Here is a 14,531-nt window from a genome sequence, read left to right as displayed (position 1 = left end):
CTAGTCAGTTCCGGGTCGGGTGGCCGGACGGTTGAGGAACCGGATGCGCCGTGGAAGGGAGATGGTCCGCCATGTCGTGTTGTGGCCCATGATGACAGTCGTGCCGTCGGCGGCCTGGGCGGTAACGTTCGTGGAACCGTCCTGGGCGACGATGACGATTTTGGCGAGGCTGCCCTGCTCCCCGCTGCCCATGGCCTTCCTGTAGGCGTCACGGTAATTGAGGAAATTCCCGCCGTCGCTGGCGCGGTAAAAGCCGCGGACCTGGAAGAACTCGCCATCGTTGAGGACGAGCTCGACGTCGTTCTCGCCGGTACCCGGTCCGCTGTCCGGGTGCACTGCACCATAGGCGTCGTTGAACGGTTCGAACTGCAGCTGCCCGTCGGGGCCGTAGGAGAAGAACCGCTCGAGAGTGCTGACATTGCCGTAAAAAGTTTCCATGCCTGGTATGTGTGCGGAAGACATGTCCGGCGTCACCGGGTGAAACCGGTCACTGGGTCCGCGACAGGTTAGGTCCATTCCTCCTGGGGTGCGAACAGGTCGGCAACCCGGTAATCGGTGGCTTTGCGTTCGTCGAGCTCCATCAGCGCCCGCTCGTGGAAGAACGCCAGATGAGAGCCGTCGCCGACCCCTTTCAGGATGGTGATGGGGTCCATAGTCTCAGCTTCAAGGCCGGTGCCGTCGGCGCCGCTGATGTGGGAGCGCACAGCGATTGCCTCATAATTCAGGGTCCCCGGCAGGTGGACCGACCAGAGGGTCACAATGTCCTGGTCGCCGTCGGCCCCGGGTGTCAGAGGAAACTCCGTGCTGATCCGGTCATCGGCTGTCATCTTCTGATCGTTGCACCCGAGCAGCGCCAAGGGCAACCACGCACCAATCAGACACCTGCGATGGCGGCGTACGTTGCGCATGGCCAGCGGGAGGCTTCCATGGACAGCTCGGTACCGTCCTGCTCATCGTCATGATCGTCGGGGTAGCGGTCTCCGCCAAGGTCGAACGAATTCTCCACACGGGAGCATTCGGTGCAGACCTCAATGAAAGGTGCATCCTCGGCACGGCCCAGGGCGATGGATTCGTAGCCGCGCATTCTGTCGTTCCAGTTCATCTGGTAGGCACGCTCGGCAGTCGGGTAAGTGATCCGGTCAAGGGATGAGGCCTGGTAACGACGGACGGGGGAGTGCAGGGCCAAGACTGCGGACAGGCTGGCCGGCTGAGTACCGAGGGGTTTGATGGCAAGTTCTGCCGCGCCCCGATAGCCGGCCGCGGTTCCTGAGTCGATGAGAGCCTGTTCGCGGTCCTCCGTGGACCACCGGTCTGCGATGCTGTCATGGGCGCGTGCCTTGTCAGTGAAGGCCCTAGCCAAGAACCGCAGGTCTCCCCAGCCTGCTGCTGTCAAAGCTCTGTTGATGCTGAAGGCCAGGTCGAGGTCCCCAGCTTCGGGCTCGTGTTCAGTCCTGCCTGTCGCGTCGCTGAAATGGCGGGCCACCGCATGCCCTATCAGATTGCTGACCGGGTCAAGTTCGTCGGTGGCGGTGGCCCAGACGCGGGGGTGGGGTCCTGTCACGGCGGTCCTCAGGCTTTCGGTTGTTCCGGATGGGTGATTTCGTGCCACAGCTGGTGGGCGTCCTGGACGGTGTCCGGGTCGACCCGCAGTTCGGCACCAATCTTTTCGGCTGCAGCGATGTCAACCGCGCGGGCAGCGTCCTCCTGCGGGACCAGCAGCATGGCCGCGAAGAGATGGGCTTCCAAGTGGTCTCGGCGAGCATCGCCCAAGGAGAGATCCAGGGGCCCGTGGTTGTAGCAGTCCTCGTAGGTTTCCCATCGCAGCTCCTGGACGGCGATGGTCAGGGCCACGAGTTCGCGGCGACGGGCTTGACCATCGCCGTCCTGAAAGAACAAGGTGATGTCGCCGGGCCCGTGGATTCGGGCGGTCCGCCCCGGAAATCGTTCGGCGTCCCGCTCGGTAAGCCCGCCAGGCTGGATGATGATGCCGCCCATCGAGCGGAACAGCGCACGTAGACCGACGGAGCCGGCTTCCTCATGCAGGTCCTTTGCTTTGATGAAGGCCCGCGCAGCCAGGGCGGTCCGGTACCGCTTCGACCTCTTCACGAGGACGGCGACCACGGTCGGGTCGATCTCGTCGTTGAACGGGTTGGTCGGGTACGGGGGGACCATTTCCCAATCGTCGTAGGGGAACTGGCCGAACGCGGGGTTCATGAGCCAGCATCCGGGGCCGCCGAACTCAAATTCGCCGTTGCGTCGAACGTCCAGCCGCATCGTCTTGCTGTCCAGCTTGAAGGGCACTCCGTTGCGGAGCTCGATGAAATCAGACATCTTCTTTGGAGCCTTTCTGGATGGTTCCGGCTGACAGGAGATCGTCAGCGGCGCGGATCAGGGAAGGTACCGAGCCGAGGACTAGGAACTGGGAGGCCAAGGCGGACAGTTCTTCGGCGGTGGCTTCGCGGCCTTCCGCGCGGGCGTCCTCATGAACGGTTTCGGTATAGAAGTCCAGCTCGCGCTGCAGATCGTTGACCAGCACGGCGGCCTGGTGCCGGTACCAGTCGTTGAGGTTCAGGAAGATGACGCCCCTGCAGACGGGGTTCTTGCAGGTCGAACCGATGCCATTGGTGCGCCGGACAGACCTGTGTTCGGCGATGGATCGGGCGATGCGGTCCATTGCCCGCATCCGGGGTGTGTACTCATTATCGGTCATAGACCCCATGTGTGCGGACATCCCCGGTTCCCTCACCTATTCCTCCCCGGCGCCGGCAGGCGTACCATCCAGCTACCTTCAAACGCAGATTGGTGATGGTAGCGATGGGTTGGAAAGATAGGGTTTTCGGCAAGACAGCAGAACCACGTGGGGAAACTGCGGTCCCACCGGCTAAAGGGAGGTGGGGGCAGATTGAGGAGGGAACCAATGAGGCCGGCCGTTCCGCGAAGGACTTCCTCAACGTCCTGCGCGGCAGAGCTCCACGGGCGCAGCTGGTCTGCTCAGAAGGTCACGCGGTCGTGCGGGGGAGCACTACCTGCCCGTACGGGCATTACGTCGGCTAATCCCACCATGGAGGTCTGATCTGGCGTAAAGGCCAGCGATACCTGCCGGTTTCAGCCTCCGATGCCGACGTGCTCGGTGGCTTCGGAGGGTTTCGGTATGGCGAACTCGTGGCTCCCCGCGGCCGCCACAATGATGAGCTCCTGAAGGTACTTCCCGGCACGCTCGTTCAGGTTGATGTACCAGCCGCCGACGATGAGCTGGTTGTTGTCCACCCCGGCCCCACCCTTGATGACGGTGCCTTCGACGGCGAAGTCCCCGTAACGGGGATGTTTGAAGGAGGCTGTGACCCGGTCACCTTTCTTGACCTCGGCGATCGTCGCGGCCAGCGCCTTCGTGTCGCGGCGGATCTTGAGTGTCTTTTCTTCGACAGCGGTTTCCACGGGTTCTCCTGATGTTTCGTTGATTGCCGGATTCGGCACACGGGCCGGTTCTGGCTCGGGTTCCACGGTGCCCGCATGATCAGGGACCGGCACAGCGGTCACCGGTGCGGGTGTTTCCGTGCCGAAAGGGGACGGCAGCTGCTCGGCCTGGTGACGGGCGAAAACCAGGGTGGCGCCGTCATCCCCGCCTGCTGAGTCGAGGATGGCGCCGCAACCCTGGCCGACACACCGGATCCGGGTGCCGGATTTGTTCCACGTGTATATCGGGTGACCGGCGAGGACGACGGCAGCGGTGTCAACGAAGTCGAGGACTGCTGTCATGGGGTGCTCTCTTCGGACAACGCGTCAATGAAGTCGGCGATGGCCAGGGTCGCCCCGGCGCTCATACGGAGGAGGTCCGTGTCCATCGTGGACGGATAGACCTGTGATCCGGCCTGCACCGTGCCGACGTCATCAACTATCGCTGCGTGGGGCAGCATGGTCCTGGGCACGAGGACGAACTCTTTCAGGACGGCGGCCGCCAGGTCCTTGTCGGGCAGGATTTCCTCAAGGAGGGCACGATGGTGGTGCACGGGGGAGTAGCTGAGCTTGGCGGAGTGTTCAGCGTTTTCGGCGTTCCGCCAATGCATTGTTCCAGACGTCGGAACGTTACCGATAGGTCGGATCATCCACCGCTGCGGGACGGTTCGCTTGGTCCCGACCCAGTCTTCCAGGGTTGTGTCGGCCAGAGCGTACCAATGGTCCCCTGGCGCCCACAGCCAGTGGGTGGCCGGCGTCGGCGTCGGGGCGTGGAAGCAGTAAAAGGAGAGGGTCACGGGGGTTTCCTTCATCTCAGCCGGTAGGGGGCGGATCGCACACTCCTCCAGAGGGGTGATCTTCGGAAGGGCGGGGTTAGAAGCCATCATGGTCTGCTTGTGTTGCCTTGGACTCCGGCCAGACGCTGCCCATGATTCCGGCGACGTCGCGCAGTGCGGCCTCGCCGTCACGGTCGTTAGCGCGCAGGACCACACCGATAGCGGGCCAGCTACTGACGATGATCGCCTTATTGACGAAGTCAGCCTTCGGCCACAACTCGAAGACACCAGTGGTGAAGCCGCCGGGGACGGTGTCGCCGGGCCTGCCAAGGTAGCCGAGCAGATCGGTGGCGTATTGGCGGACCTCTGCGTTGTACGGGCTTGCCATTCTATTTTTCGGCTTCATGCCACTCATGTGTAAGGCAACGGATCGTTCTCTCACCGGAGCGACGAGAGCGGTCAGAGGAGAGATGAGGATGCCTTGTCTGTTGTGACCTGGGACGACGCGATGCTCTCCGGGTCGGCGGCGGCAGGCCTGGCCTTGCGTGCGTATTCACGGACTGCGAAAACTGCTGCTCCCGCGGCCTGTCGCGCTTCAGCTTCGGCAGCCGGGGATGCCCCGTCTGGGTCGCGGATCTGGTCGTCGGCGGACGCGGTTTCGTTGCGCATGTGCTCGCTCATGACGGGGAGGTCGATGTAGAACCCGATCGCCTGCCGGGCCGCGGCATCCAGACGTTGTGCCACAGGATCGGCAGGGTCAAGCTTTTTCAGTGCTGAGTCGAGGCGGCCGGCGAAGGTTTCGACCGCCTGTTTGCGGTTGGTGGGAAGTCCCTTAGTGGACACGACACGTCCGGCGTATCGGGCCCACGTTGCTGACAGTTCGACACCCCACTTCTTCCAGGCGACGAAGTCTGTCACGATCCCTGTCGCTGCTACGACGATGGCCAGCAGACCGAGCCACCCGGACACTATGGCTGTGAAGGAGAACAGGGTGTTAAGGAGTCCCGGGACTTCCTGCTCTGTGATCCATCGGACATCGGTGGCGTCCGCGATGGTGGCGCCGAGAAGGACTTCAATCCACGTCACCCCGGGGATGAAACATGAGGCGAGAAACGAGTAGCCGCCGACGAGGCGGAGCGTGCGGCCAGGGACCGGGTAGCTGTCGGTGAGTTGGCGGAGCTCTTCGCCGGTCAGGTCGCGGTTGAAGATGATTTCGCGTCCGTAGGGCGGAATGATCTCGGTTCCGGAGGGTGCCTTATAGCCGTACGCCAGGGCTCGTGCGAAAGCGGGCTTGGTCGCGGGTGACTTAATCATGGACCTCATGTGTGCGGCGCAGGCCGTTATGCTGCCCGCAGCGGGCGGACGTGGGCCGGTGCCTCACGGGGAAGGCCTGCGCTGTTCACAGGGCGACCATCTCGGCCGCTTCGACGGCGGCGTGGAACGCGGAAAGCTTAACGGGTTCCCACAGCCCGCGATCGACAGCATTGTTGGGCTCATCCAGCGGGGCGATGCTGAGAGTCAGGAAGTGGTCCTTGCCGGCAGTTACGATCCGTGGGAACACCGCGTGGTTCTCTGCGTGGAGTATTGCCGGGACGCCCGGGTAGTGGTTGCCGGGCAGGCGAAGTTCCGTGAGCGTCGCGGCAGCAGCGCGGCCCTCCGGGGTCCGCTTGGCGAGGACAGCCTTGAACTTGCCCTCGCGGCGCCAGCCGTCCGGGATTTCTGCGAAGGAATTCGGGGTGTAAAACCCCTGGACGGCCCAGCCACCGTCGAAGAAGGCCGTGCCGTGGATTTCATGACCGCCGACGCTCTCTTGGAAGGCATCGACGCTGGTACGCCAGACGGCCACGATTTCCTCCCGGGCCTGAAGGTAGGTGTCGACCACTGTTGGTGCAGTGGATTTGTACGCAACGGCAACGGTCATGGTGTGATCCTTTGTGGGGAAGAAACGGGCGGGGGAGGTCAGCCGTTCAGGTATCCGCGCTGGATATTGACGGGCGCGTCGATGGTCGGGACGGTGCTGGTGGAGTCGTGCAAACCATCATGTGTGCGGAGGCGCCGCCGGCCCTCACCGGCTCAGGCCTGTTATTCATCCGGACTTCGGCCTCCGACAAACGGGGGAGATGTGCTGCGCGCGTCGGCAGGAGGTCAGGCGCGGTGCTCGCCCTTGTGCTTCCTGCTCCTCCGCCGGTCTTCGCGGGCGACGCGGCGGGCGACTGGAGCGATCAGGTTAACCGTCGGAACCTCGTCGAGTCCTGCCTCGTGCCGGCGGATTGCTTTCCGGTGCGCGTCGATCCGACCCCGGGCTATGTCCGCGGCCACCGGGTCCAGGGCGGATTCTCCGCGCTGACGTTTCCCGATCGCAGCGATGGCCTGCTCATGGCGTTCAATGACACCCGGGCCCCGGTCTTTGGCGGCCCGTTTACGGCGCGCAAGATCGGAGGCACCGTCATCTTCAAGCCGGTACATCCGGGCGCGGACGGCAACCTGCGGAAACCAGTCGGCAAGGTTCTCATCCGGTTCGATAGGTGCGCTGTGGTAAGCATCGGTCCCGGGGGATGGCTCAACTACATGGTCCAAGGCTCCGGCGTCACTGATACGGCGCGTGGTGGTTGGCACGGGGCTTCTTTCAAGGTCTGGGGCGCCGATTCGCGCGGCTGCTGCGAGGGCACAGTGAGCGGTCCGCATTCAGGGGTCGCCTTACCAGTTATGTGTGCGGAGCCCAGAACAGTCCTCCCCGTCTCCGGTGGGTTGCAAGTGCAACGGCGATCCACGATATTCACTCACATCAACCGCGTTGGCGCCCACGGGCAGTGAACGCGGCTGCTGGTTGGGCACAGTGAGCGGTCCGCGTTGAAAGCCCGCCATATCGGTCAGATGTGCGGAGCCCAGAACAGTCCTCCCCGTCTCCGGTGGGTTGCAAGTGCAACGGCGATCCACGATATTCACTCACATCAACCGCGTTTGCCGCCCACGGGCAGCAAACAGCTTACGGGCCCCGCAAACATTGCGGGGTCCGCTTTTTGTCCCCAGGACAGATTACGAAAGGTTCCACCATGCGCAGCAACCATATCCAGCCGATCGGCTTCCCCCTCGACAACACGTTCGACATGGATTTTTTCACCTCCGGCCATGACGAGGAGGGTCGTCCAGCCCTTGAGGTCAATCTCTACGCCCTGATCGTCAACGGGCCACACGACGAGGACGGGTCCGCTCCGGCCTCCATCGATAAGGACCGCAGGACGGGACAGATGACCGTCACCTGGGAGAGCATGGGAATCTACGGGGAGAAGCTTGAAGCGGCCAAGGCACTGGAGGGCTGGTACACCGTCAGCGGAGATGGCCTCGGCGTAACGGCGCACGCTCTGGAGGAGACTTTTGGGCCCAGCGTAGCGTTGGTCATTCTGCAGGCCATGATGGCGGCTCTGGCTAACGAGCAGGACGGTGTCGACGTCGAGGGCCGGTCATACCGGCTTTCCGGAGGCGTCAGCGCAGCCGCACTTGATGTGGCCATCGAGGTCACCACGGATCTCGCAGACCGCGTCCTCCGCCAGGCAGATATCGACATCGCATTCTGGGAGATCGTTGGGGGTGCCGCAGGCTGACAGTCGTCCAGTTGCCCGCCGGGGCCGGAGTACCGATGGAGGACTCCGGCGGGGCGGCCGTTTCCCGGTCCCGGTGAGCGGAACAACCGGGGCGCCTCCCGTCAGTTGCCCAGCTCCTCGTCCCGCTGCTGAGGGAACCATTCGGCGAGACGAGCGTCAACGCGCTCGGCCCGGTGGGCGGCATACGCTTCAGCTCCGGCGTTGTTGTGTCCGCGGCCGACTTCGATGTCCATGTACTGGCTGCAGGCCCACGCGTTGCATCGGATCAAAGTGGAGTAGGAATGGCTGAATCCGGGATGTTCCAGCTCGATCTGGCGGACCGCTTCAGTGACTGCCTCAGCCGTTGCGGAGAATTCGGCTACAGCCGTATCGCCGACCACGGTGGTGAAGTCTGTTAGTTCAATGCTCATGGTGTCCGCCTTCGTCGTGCCATCCTGTCCCTCTCTATGTGTGCGGCATCACAGATTGGCCTCGCCACGCTGTCAGGATTAGCGAACAGTTGCCAGTGCGTCGCGCAGCGCCTGGGCGTTCCCGGACAAGGCGCGCGCCCTCATCGCGTACCGGTCTGCCAGCAGCGAGGTTCCGTGGATGCGGGTGTATCCGGCGATGTTCTGGAGGTTGTTGGCTTCGCTGTCCCAGCCGGCGGCCAATTCAAGGGCGGCATCAATGGCGCGTTGCTGATCGAGAACAATCGGGGGCAGCACGAAATGCTCGGTAACTGTCACAGCCCAGGTTCCCAGAAGACGGTCAGCTCGTACGGGAGCTGGTTGACGAGGAGGAACTGGAAAACCTGGTGGGACGTGATCTGGCCTTGAGCCTCGGGCGCGCACCAGCCGGAGCCCCCGGTCTCCAGGGATCCTCGCTGGAAAACAACCACCAGGGGGATATTGCAGACCGCACTGACACATCCGATAACGCTCATGGTCGGCAAGGCTTCCAGCTCGTCGACAGTCGTAATGACCCTCAAGCCATTCCTTGGACGGCGCCGGAGTCCTGGCCTGACTTCCACGGCGCGCAGCGGTGCAGGTCGGCGAGGTGCCGGTCGATGGCCCGTTGTCCGTGCCGGAAGCGTGCCTCCATTTCGCGGGCCTCCCACCACCATCGGAGCCGGCCGATGATCCCTTTCCCCTCGTCAGCGTTGGCAGGTGGAACGAGTGCGAGTTTGACAGCATGGACCCGGTCACCGTCCTCGAGGCGCCCGGCGCAGATGTAGACGATCTCGAGACGGTTCAGCACCATGGAGGTTTCCTCGTAGCGGCCCTCAAATTCAGTCAGCAGGATCTGCAGCCGGGCTGCCTGGTGAGCGCAGACGAGTGGGTTGTGGGAGGAGAACGGCGCAACGGTGAGACCGCCGCGCTGCCCGAAAGGCCAGGGTGCCATCAGGTGCCCTCAGCTTTCCGTAGGGATGGTGGCGCCGACGGCTTCGATTGCCTCGACGAGATGTTCGGTCAGGATGAAAGACGCCGTAATGAGTCCGGTGTTGGTGAGCCGGTCGGCACGGTCTACGACGCGGCCAAGTGCGCCGAGCAAAGCGGTGTGCCGGTCCTCGTCGATGACGGCGCGGGTGTTGACCCGATAGTAAGGAATCCGGGTCCCGGCATCGAGCTCGTCGGCACGGGTCCTGAGCCAGTCGGCGCAGCCGCGGATCATGATGCGCATGAACCTGGGCGAGACACCGGGGTCAATGTCCATGTCGGCGGTGACGTCGGCAAGGGAAGCGTAGTCGAAGGTATCGGCGGTGGAGCGCAGGGCGGCGGCGGTCCGTTCGCTGATCAGGGAAGCCATGGCGCTTTCGTGGTTAGCGGGTTCGAGATGGCTACCGGCAAGCTTTGACCGGAACGCTTCCATGCAGTCCGGGACACCGGCTGCCTGTGCGGAGGTGAGTTGGTCTGCATCCCAGTCCCGATGCAATGCGTGGCTCAGATCCCCGATAGCGTCCGCCTTGATGGCATGGAATTCGGGTATGGTCAGGCGGATGCGGTCATCAGCGGCATCGATCGCTGCGATCAGGACCGCCGCGCGGGCAAGTGCGGTGGCCCGGGGCTGGCCTCCGAGTTCGTTCCAACTGGTTTCATCGTTGGGTTCAAGACCCTGGGCGAGGTTGTATTCGGTGCGGGCTGCAGCTTCAGTGCGTGCGCTGAACACGTTACCTCCCCGACCGGCGGGCAGGGTTTTCGGCCGCGGTCGTGCGACGGTATGCGGCTCAGTGTTTGTGTCCATGAAACCCATGTGTGCGGAACCACCCTTTGACCTCACCATGTGGCCGGTTCCTGACGGGAGGGAATCCTATGCCTAGTCGTTGCCGGAGCCGTCCCGGTCACGCCGGGGCAACATATTCGTCGTCCTCGGCCATACCGGGTGACCACCCGTTTTCGGCCGCCCGCTTCAGAGCACGGCGGACACGCATCCGTTGCAGGTGTGTCTGCTGAGGTGGAGTGCTGCGGCGCAGGTCCCGGTAGAGGGCGTCGATCATCTGGCGCATTTCCTCAGTAGTGGTGAAGCCTCGCAGCAGCCGGCTGAACGTCTGCCGGCCCACACCACTGAGCTCGGCCAGATCTTCAGGACACCAGCCTGCCGCGGTAAGCGCCATAGTCTGAAGCCGGGGGCTTTCCCCGTCGACCCTGGTGTCATCGCTGACAGTACGGGCTGCAATATCGCGGTAGCTGATGGCGTTCAGCGAGTCCAAGGTGCTGGCCAGGACGCGGCGGACAGTCCGGCCGCCCGGGCCGCTGAGGACGAAGCGCAGGGTTGAAGCATGTACTGCGCACAAGTCGGCCATGGTCTCGATCGACACCCCGGCAGCCCTGAGTTGCAGGATCCGCTGGCGTGCGTGCTCAGCGTCAGCCCATTTCCGGGTACGGGTCAGGTGAGCGGTGGAGCGGTAATATTCGCGGTTTGCTGTCGCACAGGGGATGCAACGGCATTTGTGGTAGCCGTACATGTCCCTGGTCCCGTGACTGTGCCGGGCCCTGGGGCAGGTGCAGGCGGCAAACTCGGTGGGGGCGGCGGCAGTAGGGCTGGACGGCATGAGATCAATGTGTGCGGAGTGCCCGGCAGGACTCACCGGTTAGTGGACCCTGACGTACTGGGAGTATTCAAGATCAGAGGAGGTGTCCGGTGTCCAGCCGTTAGCATCTGCACGTGTCCTGGCTTTGCTGGCTCTGGCCTTTTCCGATGTGGTGGCCGTGGGTGCTTCCATACCGTGAAGTTCCGCATGGACCCGGTCGATGGACGCCCTGAGTTCCTCGGTGGTCATGAAGCCTTTCAGAATGCGGTTCAGCGTCGCTGCTGTGGCGTTTGCCCGGGAACCGATTTCGAACATTCCCCAGCCGAAACTGTGCAGTGACTGGATCTGCCGGCGGGGGATGTCGCCGTCGACTTTACGGCCGCGGGGGCGCTCCACTGAGGCAATGTCTTTGGAGCTGATGGCGTTCAACGCCCGAAAGGTGCTCGCCTGAACGGTTTTGGGTTTCCGGCCGTTCCGGCCGTGGACGGCGAAGTCGATGACTTTGGAGTTGACGGCGCACATGTCTGCGATTTCGCCGAGCGTTAAGCCTGCCGCACGAAGCTTGGCGATCCGCGCCCGCACCAGATCTGCATCCACCATTTGACGCCGGGGGCGGTATTTGGTGTTCTCCCGGTTGTAGTCGCGGTTGGCGGTCCTGCATGGGGCGCACCGGCAGCGGTGGTACCCGTACATTCCCCTGGTCCCGTGCTCGTGCGGCTCCCACGCTTCGGTGCAATCGCAGATGGGAAGGCCGGTCGGGTGGGTGAGGGTCGGGAGGGAAGGCATGGCGACTATGTGTGCGGACCGGCGGGTAAAACTCACCAGATAAAGGATAGTCCCCGCAGCGGCTGCACCTCTGCGGGGACTATGTGGGCTGGGGTGTCGGTTTAGGCGGATTCGGGTCCGTTGTAGGCGCGGGCGACGCGGGCCAGTGCCCGGATGTCTGTAATGCCTGAACCCAGGCAGCGTTCGAGCTCCTGCGCCACACCGCCAAAACCCATGATGACCTGGATAGCATCCAGCAGTGCCACAGAGACGGCAAAATGGTGGCGATGCGCGAGGGAGCCGGGGGTCCGGGCCTCACCGGCACGGTAGGCAACGACAGCTTTGCGGAGCAGTTCGTGCAGAACCTCGTCGGTGACCTCATATGCGGAGGTTCGCGGGGTCGCCGCGGTTTTGGTGGGGAATGAGATGACTACGGTCATGGTCTGGCTCCTGCCTGGTTGTGCCTGTGACCGCTATGTGTGCGGCCACAGGAAACCGCGTCACCGGGTGCATTCGTCCGTGATAGCCTGCGGGGCGAACCCACTGCTAGGAGCTGCCGAAGTGAAGACTTTCTCGTCCAAGAAAATGCCGGACAGGCTGCGGCGCCATTTTATGATTTACCGGTCCAAGATCAGCATGTTTCTGGACACGGCTGACTTTGACGAGCCACTTATGGTGGATGTTTCTGATGCGCTGGAGATGACGCCTGACAATATCGACAATGCTGACGCTCCGGAGTTGTTCGGCCCATCGCGCCCAGGGGCAGAAGCAGTCTGGGTAGAGGGTGTAGTTCACGGCTCCGTGTTTTCATCCCGCGGGGCTTCACGCATCGGAGCCATGATTCACCACAGCACGACCCGGACCTCTTTCCGGTCCCAGGCATGGACCGGCGCCAGCGATGAATTTCTCATCGAAACATTCGTCAGAGACAGCGAAGGGTTTGCCCGCAGTGCCGGCCCTGATATCCGGTTCAGGTTGGGCACCGATGGTCGAGTTGTCGGCATCGAGTTTCTGGACGAGAAAACGGAGGCGGGGGAGAATGCCCGAAAAAAAACGGTTTTCATTTTCTAACACCACAACCCGTGTCGACTACACCGCACAGGACCCGGACTATTTTCTGTCCAGAGCAGTGGCCAACCGGGCACTGTTCTGCCTCGCCCTGATGAACTGCAGAAACATCAGGATGCGGGAACGCAAATACGGTGCCAATGCCGGTCCGGGCGTGGAAGGGGATTCGTTCCACGAGCTTCTCATAGGCACCCCCGGTATGAACGGCACAGTAAGACCTGAGGCAACAACAGTGGAGGGACGGCAACACCTGGCCCGAGGACATTTCAAGACCTTCACGGAAGAAGCTCCGCTCCTCGGCAGACACGTGGGCACCTATTGGTGGAGCTGGCAGGTCCGAGGAGATGGCCTCAAAGGTCGAATATCAAAGACGTACAAGCTTGCGGGGCGCCGCGACAGCGAATAGTGGTGTCAACTTCACGGAAAACCCGTGCGGCCGGCAGCTCTGCCACTCAGGTGAAGCCGAGTGCTGTCTTGACGTCAGCGGACCGGTACTTCGTTCCGGTGGCGCCGCCGAACGTCAACACCTCCATCTCCTCGGCTGAAGTGGCAGGTAGCCTATCTGCAGCCGGAGACGCCAAAACCAGGTCGAGGAAGACCCCCTCCGGCAGCCATGCGCCGTGCTCCTGCACTGCCCGGTCAAAAGCTTCGCGGATCGCAGTCATCGACGTCTCCTACGGCTTCGGCTGAACAACAAAATGGTCCCTGCAGATGATCGGTGTCTTAGCCTGTGCCTGCTTCAGGTTGGCAAGACAGGTGTGGACGGTACCGTCCACAGAGATCCCGTAAGCGTGGGTGCCGACGTTGAAGACTCCAACCCCGTTGGTGCGTCCGTCACCGTCCCAGCCGATGCCCTGGATTTGGTAGTTCCCTGCGATGGTGTTCTTGATCGTTACCGGGTCTGGCCCGGACAAGCCGGAAGTGGCGTAGAGCCCTATGCTCAGAATGGTGATGCCGGTAATTGCGAAGGATCCAAGGACCATCCAGCCGATGAGCTTGAAGTCGAGGCCGCTGCGTTCCTGGGCGTATGCCTCCCGGGTCTTGCTGTTGGAGGAGCGGCTCATGATTGATCCTTCGGGGCGTTTCGTCGAGCAATAGGTTCCTGGTGCCGGCTGTCATTCCGTGGAGCGTCCGTTCGGGCGCGCCGGCGGAGCGCGCGTGCATCGTCCACCACGTCGATCAGAAAGACGCAGAGGGCTATAACGGCGGCCGCCATCAGGCCGCGTGCGATTCCATATTGGAAAGAGCTAACGACCGCCGGGACTGATGCCACGAACACAGCTCGGAAGAAGTCACGGGCCCTGCGCTTTTTGATTGCGGCAAGAAAGGCTGACTTCCAGCTCATACCGGAACCCCTGTCACAGCTTCCCAGTCACCGGCGACGAGGCTTCGCTCTACGGCGTGCCCAAGGTCCAAAACGATACCGACCTGCGACCGGTCAAGATCCATCCAAGCTGTGTCCCAGGACGGGTGATTGCGGTACTGGTAGGTGGCGGGTGTGCCTGTGTACTTGTCGACAACCTCCTGGAGACCGTCGTGTAGCCTGGCGCATCCCCGGTCGGTGAACTGTGAGGTGCGTTCAAGGAGACTGGTCAGTTCAGCGAGAAGTTCATACATAGTCGTGATGTGTGCGGATAAAAGAAATCCCCTCACCGCGGACAGTGAGGGACTTCCGGAGGGGATCGGGGTTGTTCCTAGACGGCGCCGTTGGCACGGTCGAAATCGTCGAGCAGCTGGTGGATAGCGGTCGAATACACGGACGGTGGAACCGGGGCCACAGGCGCTGGTGCCGCGTGGATATAGTACTGGAGCTGGGCACTGATCTCAGCCCTAGCACCGGGTGCGGCGTCTTCGGTCATG

The 14,531-nt window shown here is 62.9% G+C and carries 26 protein-coding genes; 3 read left to right on the top strand and 23 right to left on the bottom strand.

Annotation, left to right across the window (positions count from 1 at the left end):
* From IV500_RS05055 to IV500_RS05005, 11 genes are all read right to left on the bottom strand, one after another.
* The gene (locus IV500_RS05055; protein WP_230854509.1) at window positions 1-438 is read right to left on the bottom strand and encodes a hypothetical protein; all 438 of its coding nucleotides are present in this window, start codon (window positions 436-438) and stop codon (window positions 1-3) included.
* 68 nt (window positions 439-506) lie between these two features.
* Window positions 507-827, bottom strand: coding sequence for a hypothetical protein (locus IV500_RS05050; RefSeq protein ID WP_196395722.1), 321 nt, complete (start codon window positions 825-827; stop codon window positions 507-509).
* A gap of 47 nt (window positions 828-874) precedes the next feature.
* Window positions 875-1,561, bottom strand: coding sequence for a hypothetical protein (locus tag IV500_RS05045; protein WP_196395721.1), 687 nt, complete (start codon window positions 1,559-1,561; stop codon window positions 875-877).
* Between the two features lie 8 nt (window positions 1,562-1,569).
* A complete protein-coding gene (locus tag IV500_RS05040; protein ID WP_196395720.1) occupies window positions 1,570-2,331 on the bottom strand; it encodes a hypothetical protein in 762 nt (253 codons plus the stop codon).
* Complete coding sequence (locus IV500_RS05035; protein WP_196395719.1) at window positions 2,324-2,731, bottom strand: hypothetical protein; 408 nt, start codon at window positions 2,729-2,731, stop codon at window positions 2,324-2,326. Before IV500_RS05035 ends, IV500_RS05040 begins: the two co-directional genes overlap by 8 nt.
* A 374-nt stretch (window positions 2,732-3,105) precedes the next feature.
* The gene (locus tag IV500_RS05030; protein WP_196395718.1) at window positions 3,106-3,756 is read right to left on the bottom strand and encodes a hypothetical protein; all 651 of its coding nucleotides are present in this window, start codon (window positions 3,754-3,756) and stop codon (window positions 3,106-3,108) included.
* A complete protein-coding gene (locus tag IV500_RS05025) occupies window positions 3,753-4,250 on the bottom strand; it encodes a hypothetical protein (RefSeq protein WP_196395717.1) in 498 nt (165 codons plus the stop codon). The genes IV500_RS05030 and IV500_RS05025 overlap by 4 nt, the downstream gene beginning before the upstream one ends.
* Window positions 4,251-4,326: 76 nt before the next feature.
* Complete coding sequence (locus IV500_RS05020) at window positions 4,327-4,635, bottom strand: hypothetical protein (protein ID WP_196395716.1); 309 nt, start codon at window positions 4,633-4,635, stop codon at window positions 4,327-4,329.
* Between the two features lie 53 nt (window positions 4,636-4,688).
* Window positions 4,689-5,543 carry a hypothetical protein gene (locus tag IV500_RS05015; RefSeq protein ID WP_196395715.1) on the bottom strand — a complete coding sequence of 285 codons (855 nt, stop codon included), beginning with the start codon at window positions 5,541-5,543 and terminating at the stop codon, window positions 4,689-4,691.
* An 85-nt stretch (window positions 5,544-5,628) separates the two neighbouring features.
* Complete coding sequence (locus IV500_RS05010) at window positions 5,629-6,150, bottom strand: hypothetical protein (protein ID WP_196395714.1); 522 nt, start codon at window positions 6,148-6,150, stop codon at window positions 5,629-5,631.
* Window positions 6,151-6,374: 224 nt separating this feature from the next.
* Window positions 6,375-6,845 carry a hypothetical protein gene (locus IV500_RS05005; RefSeq protein ID WP_312875836.1) on the bottom strand — a complete coding sequence of 157 codons (471 nt, stop codon included), beginning with the start codon at window positions 6,843-6,845 and terminating at the stop codon, window positions 6,375-6,377.
* A 437-nt stretch (window positions 6,846-7,282) separates the two neighbouring features.
* Between IV500_RS05005 and IV500_RS05000 the strand changes: the two genes are divergently transcribed.
* The gene (locus tag IV500_RS05000) at window positions 7,283-7,831 is read left to right on the top strand and encodes a hypothetical protein (protein WP_196395713.1); all 549 of its coding nucleotides are present in this window, start codon (window positions 7,283-7,285) and stop codon (window positions 7,829-7,831) included.
* A 101-nt stretch (window positions 7,832-7,932) separates the two neighbouring features.
* On the opposite strand, the gene IV500_RS04995 is transcribed toward IV500_RS05000, so the two are convergent.
* The 8 genes from IV500_RS04995 to IV500_RS04960 form a co-directional block, all read right to left on the bottom strand.
* On the bottom strand, window positions 7,933-8,241 hold the full coding sequence (locus tag IV500_RS04995; protein WP_196395712.1) for a hypothetical protein: 309 nt from the start codon (window positions 8,239-8,241) through the stop codon (window positions 7,933-7,935).
* A gap of 78 nt (window positions 8,242-8,319) precedes the next feature.
* Window positions 8,320-8,556, bottom strand: a complete 237-nt coding sequence (locus tag IV500_RS04990) for a hypothetical protein (protein ID WP_196395711.1) — start codon at window positions 8,554-8,556, stop codon at window positions 8,320-8,322.
* Complete coding sequence (locus IV500_RS04985; RefSeq protein ID WP_196395710.1) at window positions 8,553-8,798, bottom strand: hypothetical protein; 246 nt, start codon at window positions 8,796-8,798, stop codon at window positions 8,553-8,555. The genes IV500_RS04990 and IV500_RS04985 overlap by 4 nt, the downstream gene beginning before the upstream one ends.
* The gene (locus IV500_RS04980) at window positions 8,795-9,211 is read right to left on the bottom strand and encodes a hypothetical protein (protein WP_196395709.1); all 417 of its coding nucleotides are present in this window, start codon (window positions 9,209-9,211) and stop codon (window positions 8,795-8,797) included. The genes IV500_RS04985 and IV500_RS04980 overlap by 4 nt, the downstream gene beginning before the upstream one ends.
* 9 nt (window positions 9,212-9,220) lie before the next feature.
* Window positions 9,221-10,051 (bottom strand): hypothetical protein, encoded by an 831-nt coding sequence (locus IV500_RS04975; protein ID WP_230854507.1) that lies wholly within the window; start codon window positions 10,049-10,051, stop codon window positions 9,221-9,223.
* Window positions 10,052-10,148: 97 nt separating this feature from the next.
* A complete protein-coding gene (locus IV500_RS04970) occupies window positions 10,149-10,859 on the bottom strand; it encodes a hypothetical protein (protein WP_196395708.1) in 711 nt (236 codons plus the stop codon).
* A gap of 39 nt (window positions 10,860-10,898) precedes the next feature.
* Window positions 10,899-11,624 carry a hypothetical protein gene (locus IV500_RS04965; RefSeq protein WP_230854505.1) on the bottom strand — a complete coding sequence of 242 codons (726 nt, stop codon included), beginning with the start codon at window positions 11,622-11,624 and terminating at the stop codon, window positions 10,899-10,901.
* A 101-nt stretch (window positions 11,625-11,725) separates the two neighbouring features.
* Complete coding sequence (locus IV500_RS04960) at window positions 11,726-12,043, bottom strand: hypothetical protein (RefSeq protein ID WP_196395707.1); 318 nt, start codon at window positions 12,041-12,043, stop codon at window positions 11,726-11,728.
* 121 nt (window positions 12,044-12,164) lie between these two features.
* On the opposite strand from IV500_RS04960, the gene IV500_RS04955 reads away from it, so the two are divergent.
* Together IV500_RS04955 and IV500_RS04950 are read left to right on the top strand one after the other, a co-directional pair.
* Complete coding sequence (locus IV500_RS04955) at window positions 12,165-12,674, top strand: hypothetical protein (RefSeq protein WP_196395706.1); 510 nt, start codon at window positions 12,165-12,167, stop codon at window positions 12,672-12,674.
* Window positions 12,643-13,077: a hypothetical protein gene (locus tag IV500_RS04950; RefSeq protein ID WP_196395800.1), complete on the top strand. Its 435-nt coding sequence runs from the start codon at window positions 12,643-12,645 to the stop codon at window positions 13,075-13,077. The genes IV500_RS04955 and IV500_RS04950 overlap by 32 nt, the downstream gene beginning before the upstream one ends.
* A 46-nt stretch (window positions 13,078-13,123) precedes the next feature.
* Here the strand turns inward: IV500_RS04950 and IV500_RS04945 are convergent, their stop codons facing one another.
* The 4 genes from IV500_RS04945 to IV500_RS04930 all read right to left on the bottom strand — a co-directional run bounded on the left by IV500_RS04945 (window position 13,124) and on the right by IV500_RS04930 (window position 14,530).
* Window positions 13,124-13,336, bottom strand: a complete 213-nt coding sequence (locus IV500_RS04945) for a hypothetical protein (RefSeq protein ID WP_196395705.1) — start codon at window positions 13,334-13,336, stop codon at window positions 13,124-13,126.
* Between the two features lie 9 nt (window positions 13,337-13,345).
* Window positions 13,346-13,735 (bottom strand): hypothetical protein, encoded by a 390-nt coding sequence (locus IV500_RS04940; protein WP_196395704.1) that lies wholly within the window; start codon window positions 13,733-13,735, stop codon window positions 13,346-13,348.
* Window positions 13,736-14,012: 277 nt separating this feature from the next.
* Window positions 14,013-14,288 (bottom strand): hypothetical protein, encoded by a 276-nt coding sequence (locus IV500_RS04935; protein ID WP_196395703.1) that lies wholly within the window; start codon window positions 14,286-14,288, stop codon window positions 14,013-14,015.
* Window positions 14,289-14,365: 77 nt separating this feature from the next.
* Window positions 14,366-14,530: a hypothetical protein gene (locus tag IV500_RS04930; RefSeq protein WP_196395702.1), complete on the bottom strand. Its 165-nt coding sequence runs from the start codon at window positions 14,528-14,530 to the stop codon at window positions 14,366-14,368.
* Between the last annotated feature and the right edge of the window lies 1 nt (window position 14,531).

It is taken from the genome of Arthrobacter terrae (genome assembly GCF_015708085.1).
GTDB lineage: Bacteria > Actinomycetota > Actinomycetes > Actinomycetales > Micrococcaceae > Arthrobacter_M > Arthrobacter_M terrae.
The sequence above is the reverse complement of the archived record's forward strand: the minus strand, read 5'-3'. Positions and strand labels throughout refer to the sequence as shown.

Excerpts from the sequence above, each read along its gene's own strand:
- IV500_RS05055 (WP_230854509.1), bottom strand. The coding sequence starts at position 438 with ATGGAAACTTTTTACGGCAATGTCAGCACTCTCGAGCGGTTCTTCTCC.
- IV500_RS05050 (WP_196395722.1), bottom strand. The coding sequence starts at position 827 with ATGACAGCCGATGACCGGATCAGCACGGAGTTTCCTCTGACACCCGGG.
- IV500_RS05040 (WP_196395720.1), bottom strand. The coding sequence starts at position 2,331 with ATGTCTGATTTCATCGAGCTCCGCAACGGAGTGCCCTTCAAGCTGGAC.
- IV500_RS05035 (WP_196395719.1), bottom strand. The coding sequence starts at position 2,731 with ATGTCCGCACACATGGGGTCTATGACCGATAATGAGTACACACCCCGG.
- IV500_RS05030 (WP_196395718.1), bottom strand. The coding sequence starts at position 3,756 with ATGACAGCAGTCCTCGACTTCGTTGACACCGCTGCCGTCGTCCTCGCC.
- IV500_RS05020 (WP_196395716.1), bottom strand. The coding sequence starts at position 4,635 with ATGAAGCCGAAAAATAGAATGGCAAGCCCGTACAACGCAGAGGTCCGC.
- IV500_RS05015 (WP_196395715.1), bottom strand. The coding sequence starts at position 5,543 with ATGATTAAGTCACCCGCGACCAAGCCCGCTTTCGCACGAGCCCTGGCG.
- IV500_RS05010 (WP_196395714.1), bottom strand. The coding sequence starts at position 6,150 with ATGACCGTTGCCGTTGCGTACAAATCCACTGCACCAACAGTGGTCGAC.
- IV500_RS05000 (WP_196395713.1), top strand. The coding sequence starts at position 7,283 with ATGCGCAGCAACCATATCCAGCCGATCGGCTTCCCCCTCGACAACACG.
- IV500_RS04995 (WP_196395712.1), bottom strand. The coding sequence starts at position 8,241 with ATGAGCATTGAACTAACAGACTTCACCACCGTGGTCGGCGATACGGCT.
- IV500_RS04980 (WP_196395709.1), bottom strand. The coding sequence starts at position 9,211 with ATGGCACCCTGGCCTTTCGGGCAGCGCGGCGGTCTCACCGTTGCGCCG.
- IV500_RS04975 (WP_230854507.1), bottom strand. The coding sequence starts at position 10,051 with ATGGACACAAACACTGAGCCGCATACCGTCGCACGACCGCGGCCGAAA.
- IV500_RS04970 (WP_196395708.1), bottom strand. The coding sequence starts at position 10,859 with ATGCCGTCCAGCCCTACTGCCGCCGCCCCCACCGAGTTTGCCGCCTGC.
- IV500_RS04965 (WP_230854505.1), bottom strand. The coding sequence starts at position 11,624 with ATGCCTTCCCTCCCGACCCTCACCCACCCGACCGGCCTTCCCATCTGC.
- IV500_RS04960 (WP_196395707.1), bottom strand. The coding sequence starts at position 12,043 with ATGACCGTAGTCATCTCATTCCCCACCAAAACCGCGGCGACCCCGCGA.
- IV500_RS04950 (WP_196395800.1), top strand. The coding sequence starts at position 12,643 with ATGCCCGAAAAAAAACGGTTTTCATTTTCTAACACCACAACCCGTGTC.
- IV500_RS04945 (WP_196395705.1), bottom strand. The coding sequence starts at position 13,336 with ATGACTGCGATCCGCGAAGCTTTTGACCGGGCAGTGCAGGAGCACGGC.
- IV500_RS04940 (WP_196395704.1), bottom strand. The coding sequence starts at position 13,735 with ATGAGCCGCTCCTCCAACAGCAAGACCCGGGAGGCATACGCCCAGGAA.
- IV500_RS04935 (WP_196395703.1), bottom strand. The coding sequence starts at position 14,288 with ATGTATGAACTTCTCGCTGAACTGACCAGTCTCCTTGAACGCACCTCA.
- IV500_RS04930 (WP_196395702.1), bottom strand. The coding sequence starts at position 14,530 with ATGACCGAAGACGCCGCACCCGGTGCTAGGGCTGAGATCAGTGCCCAG.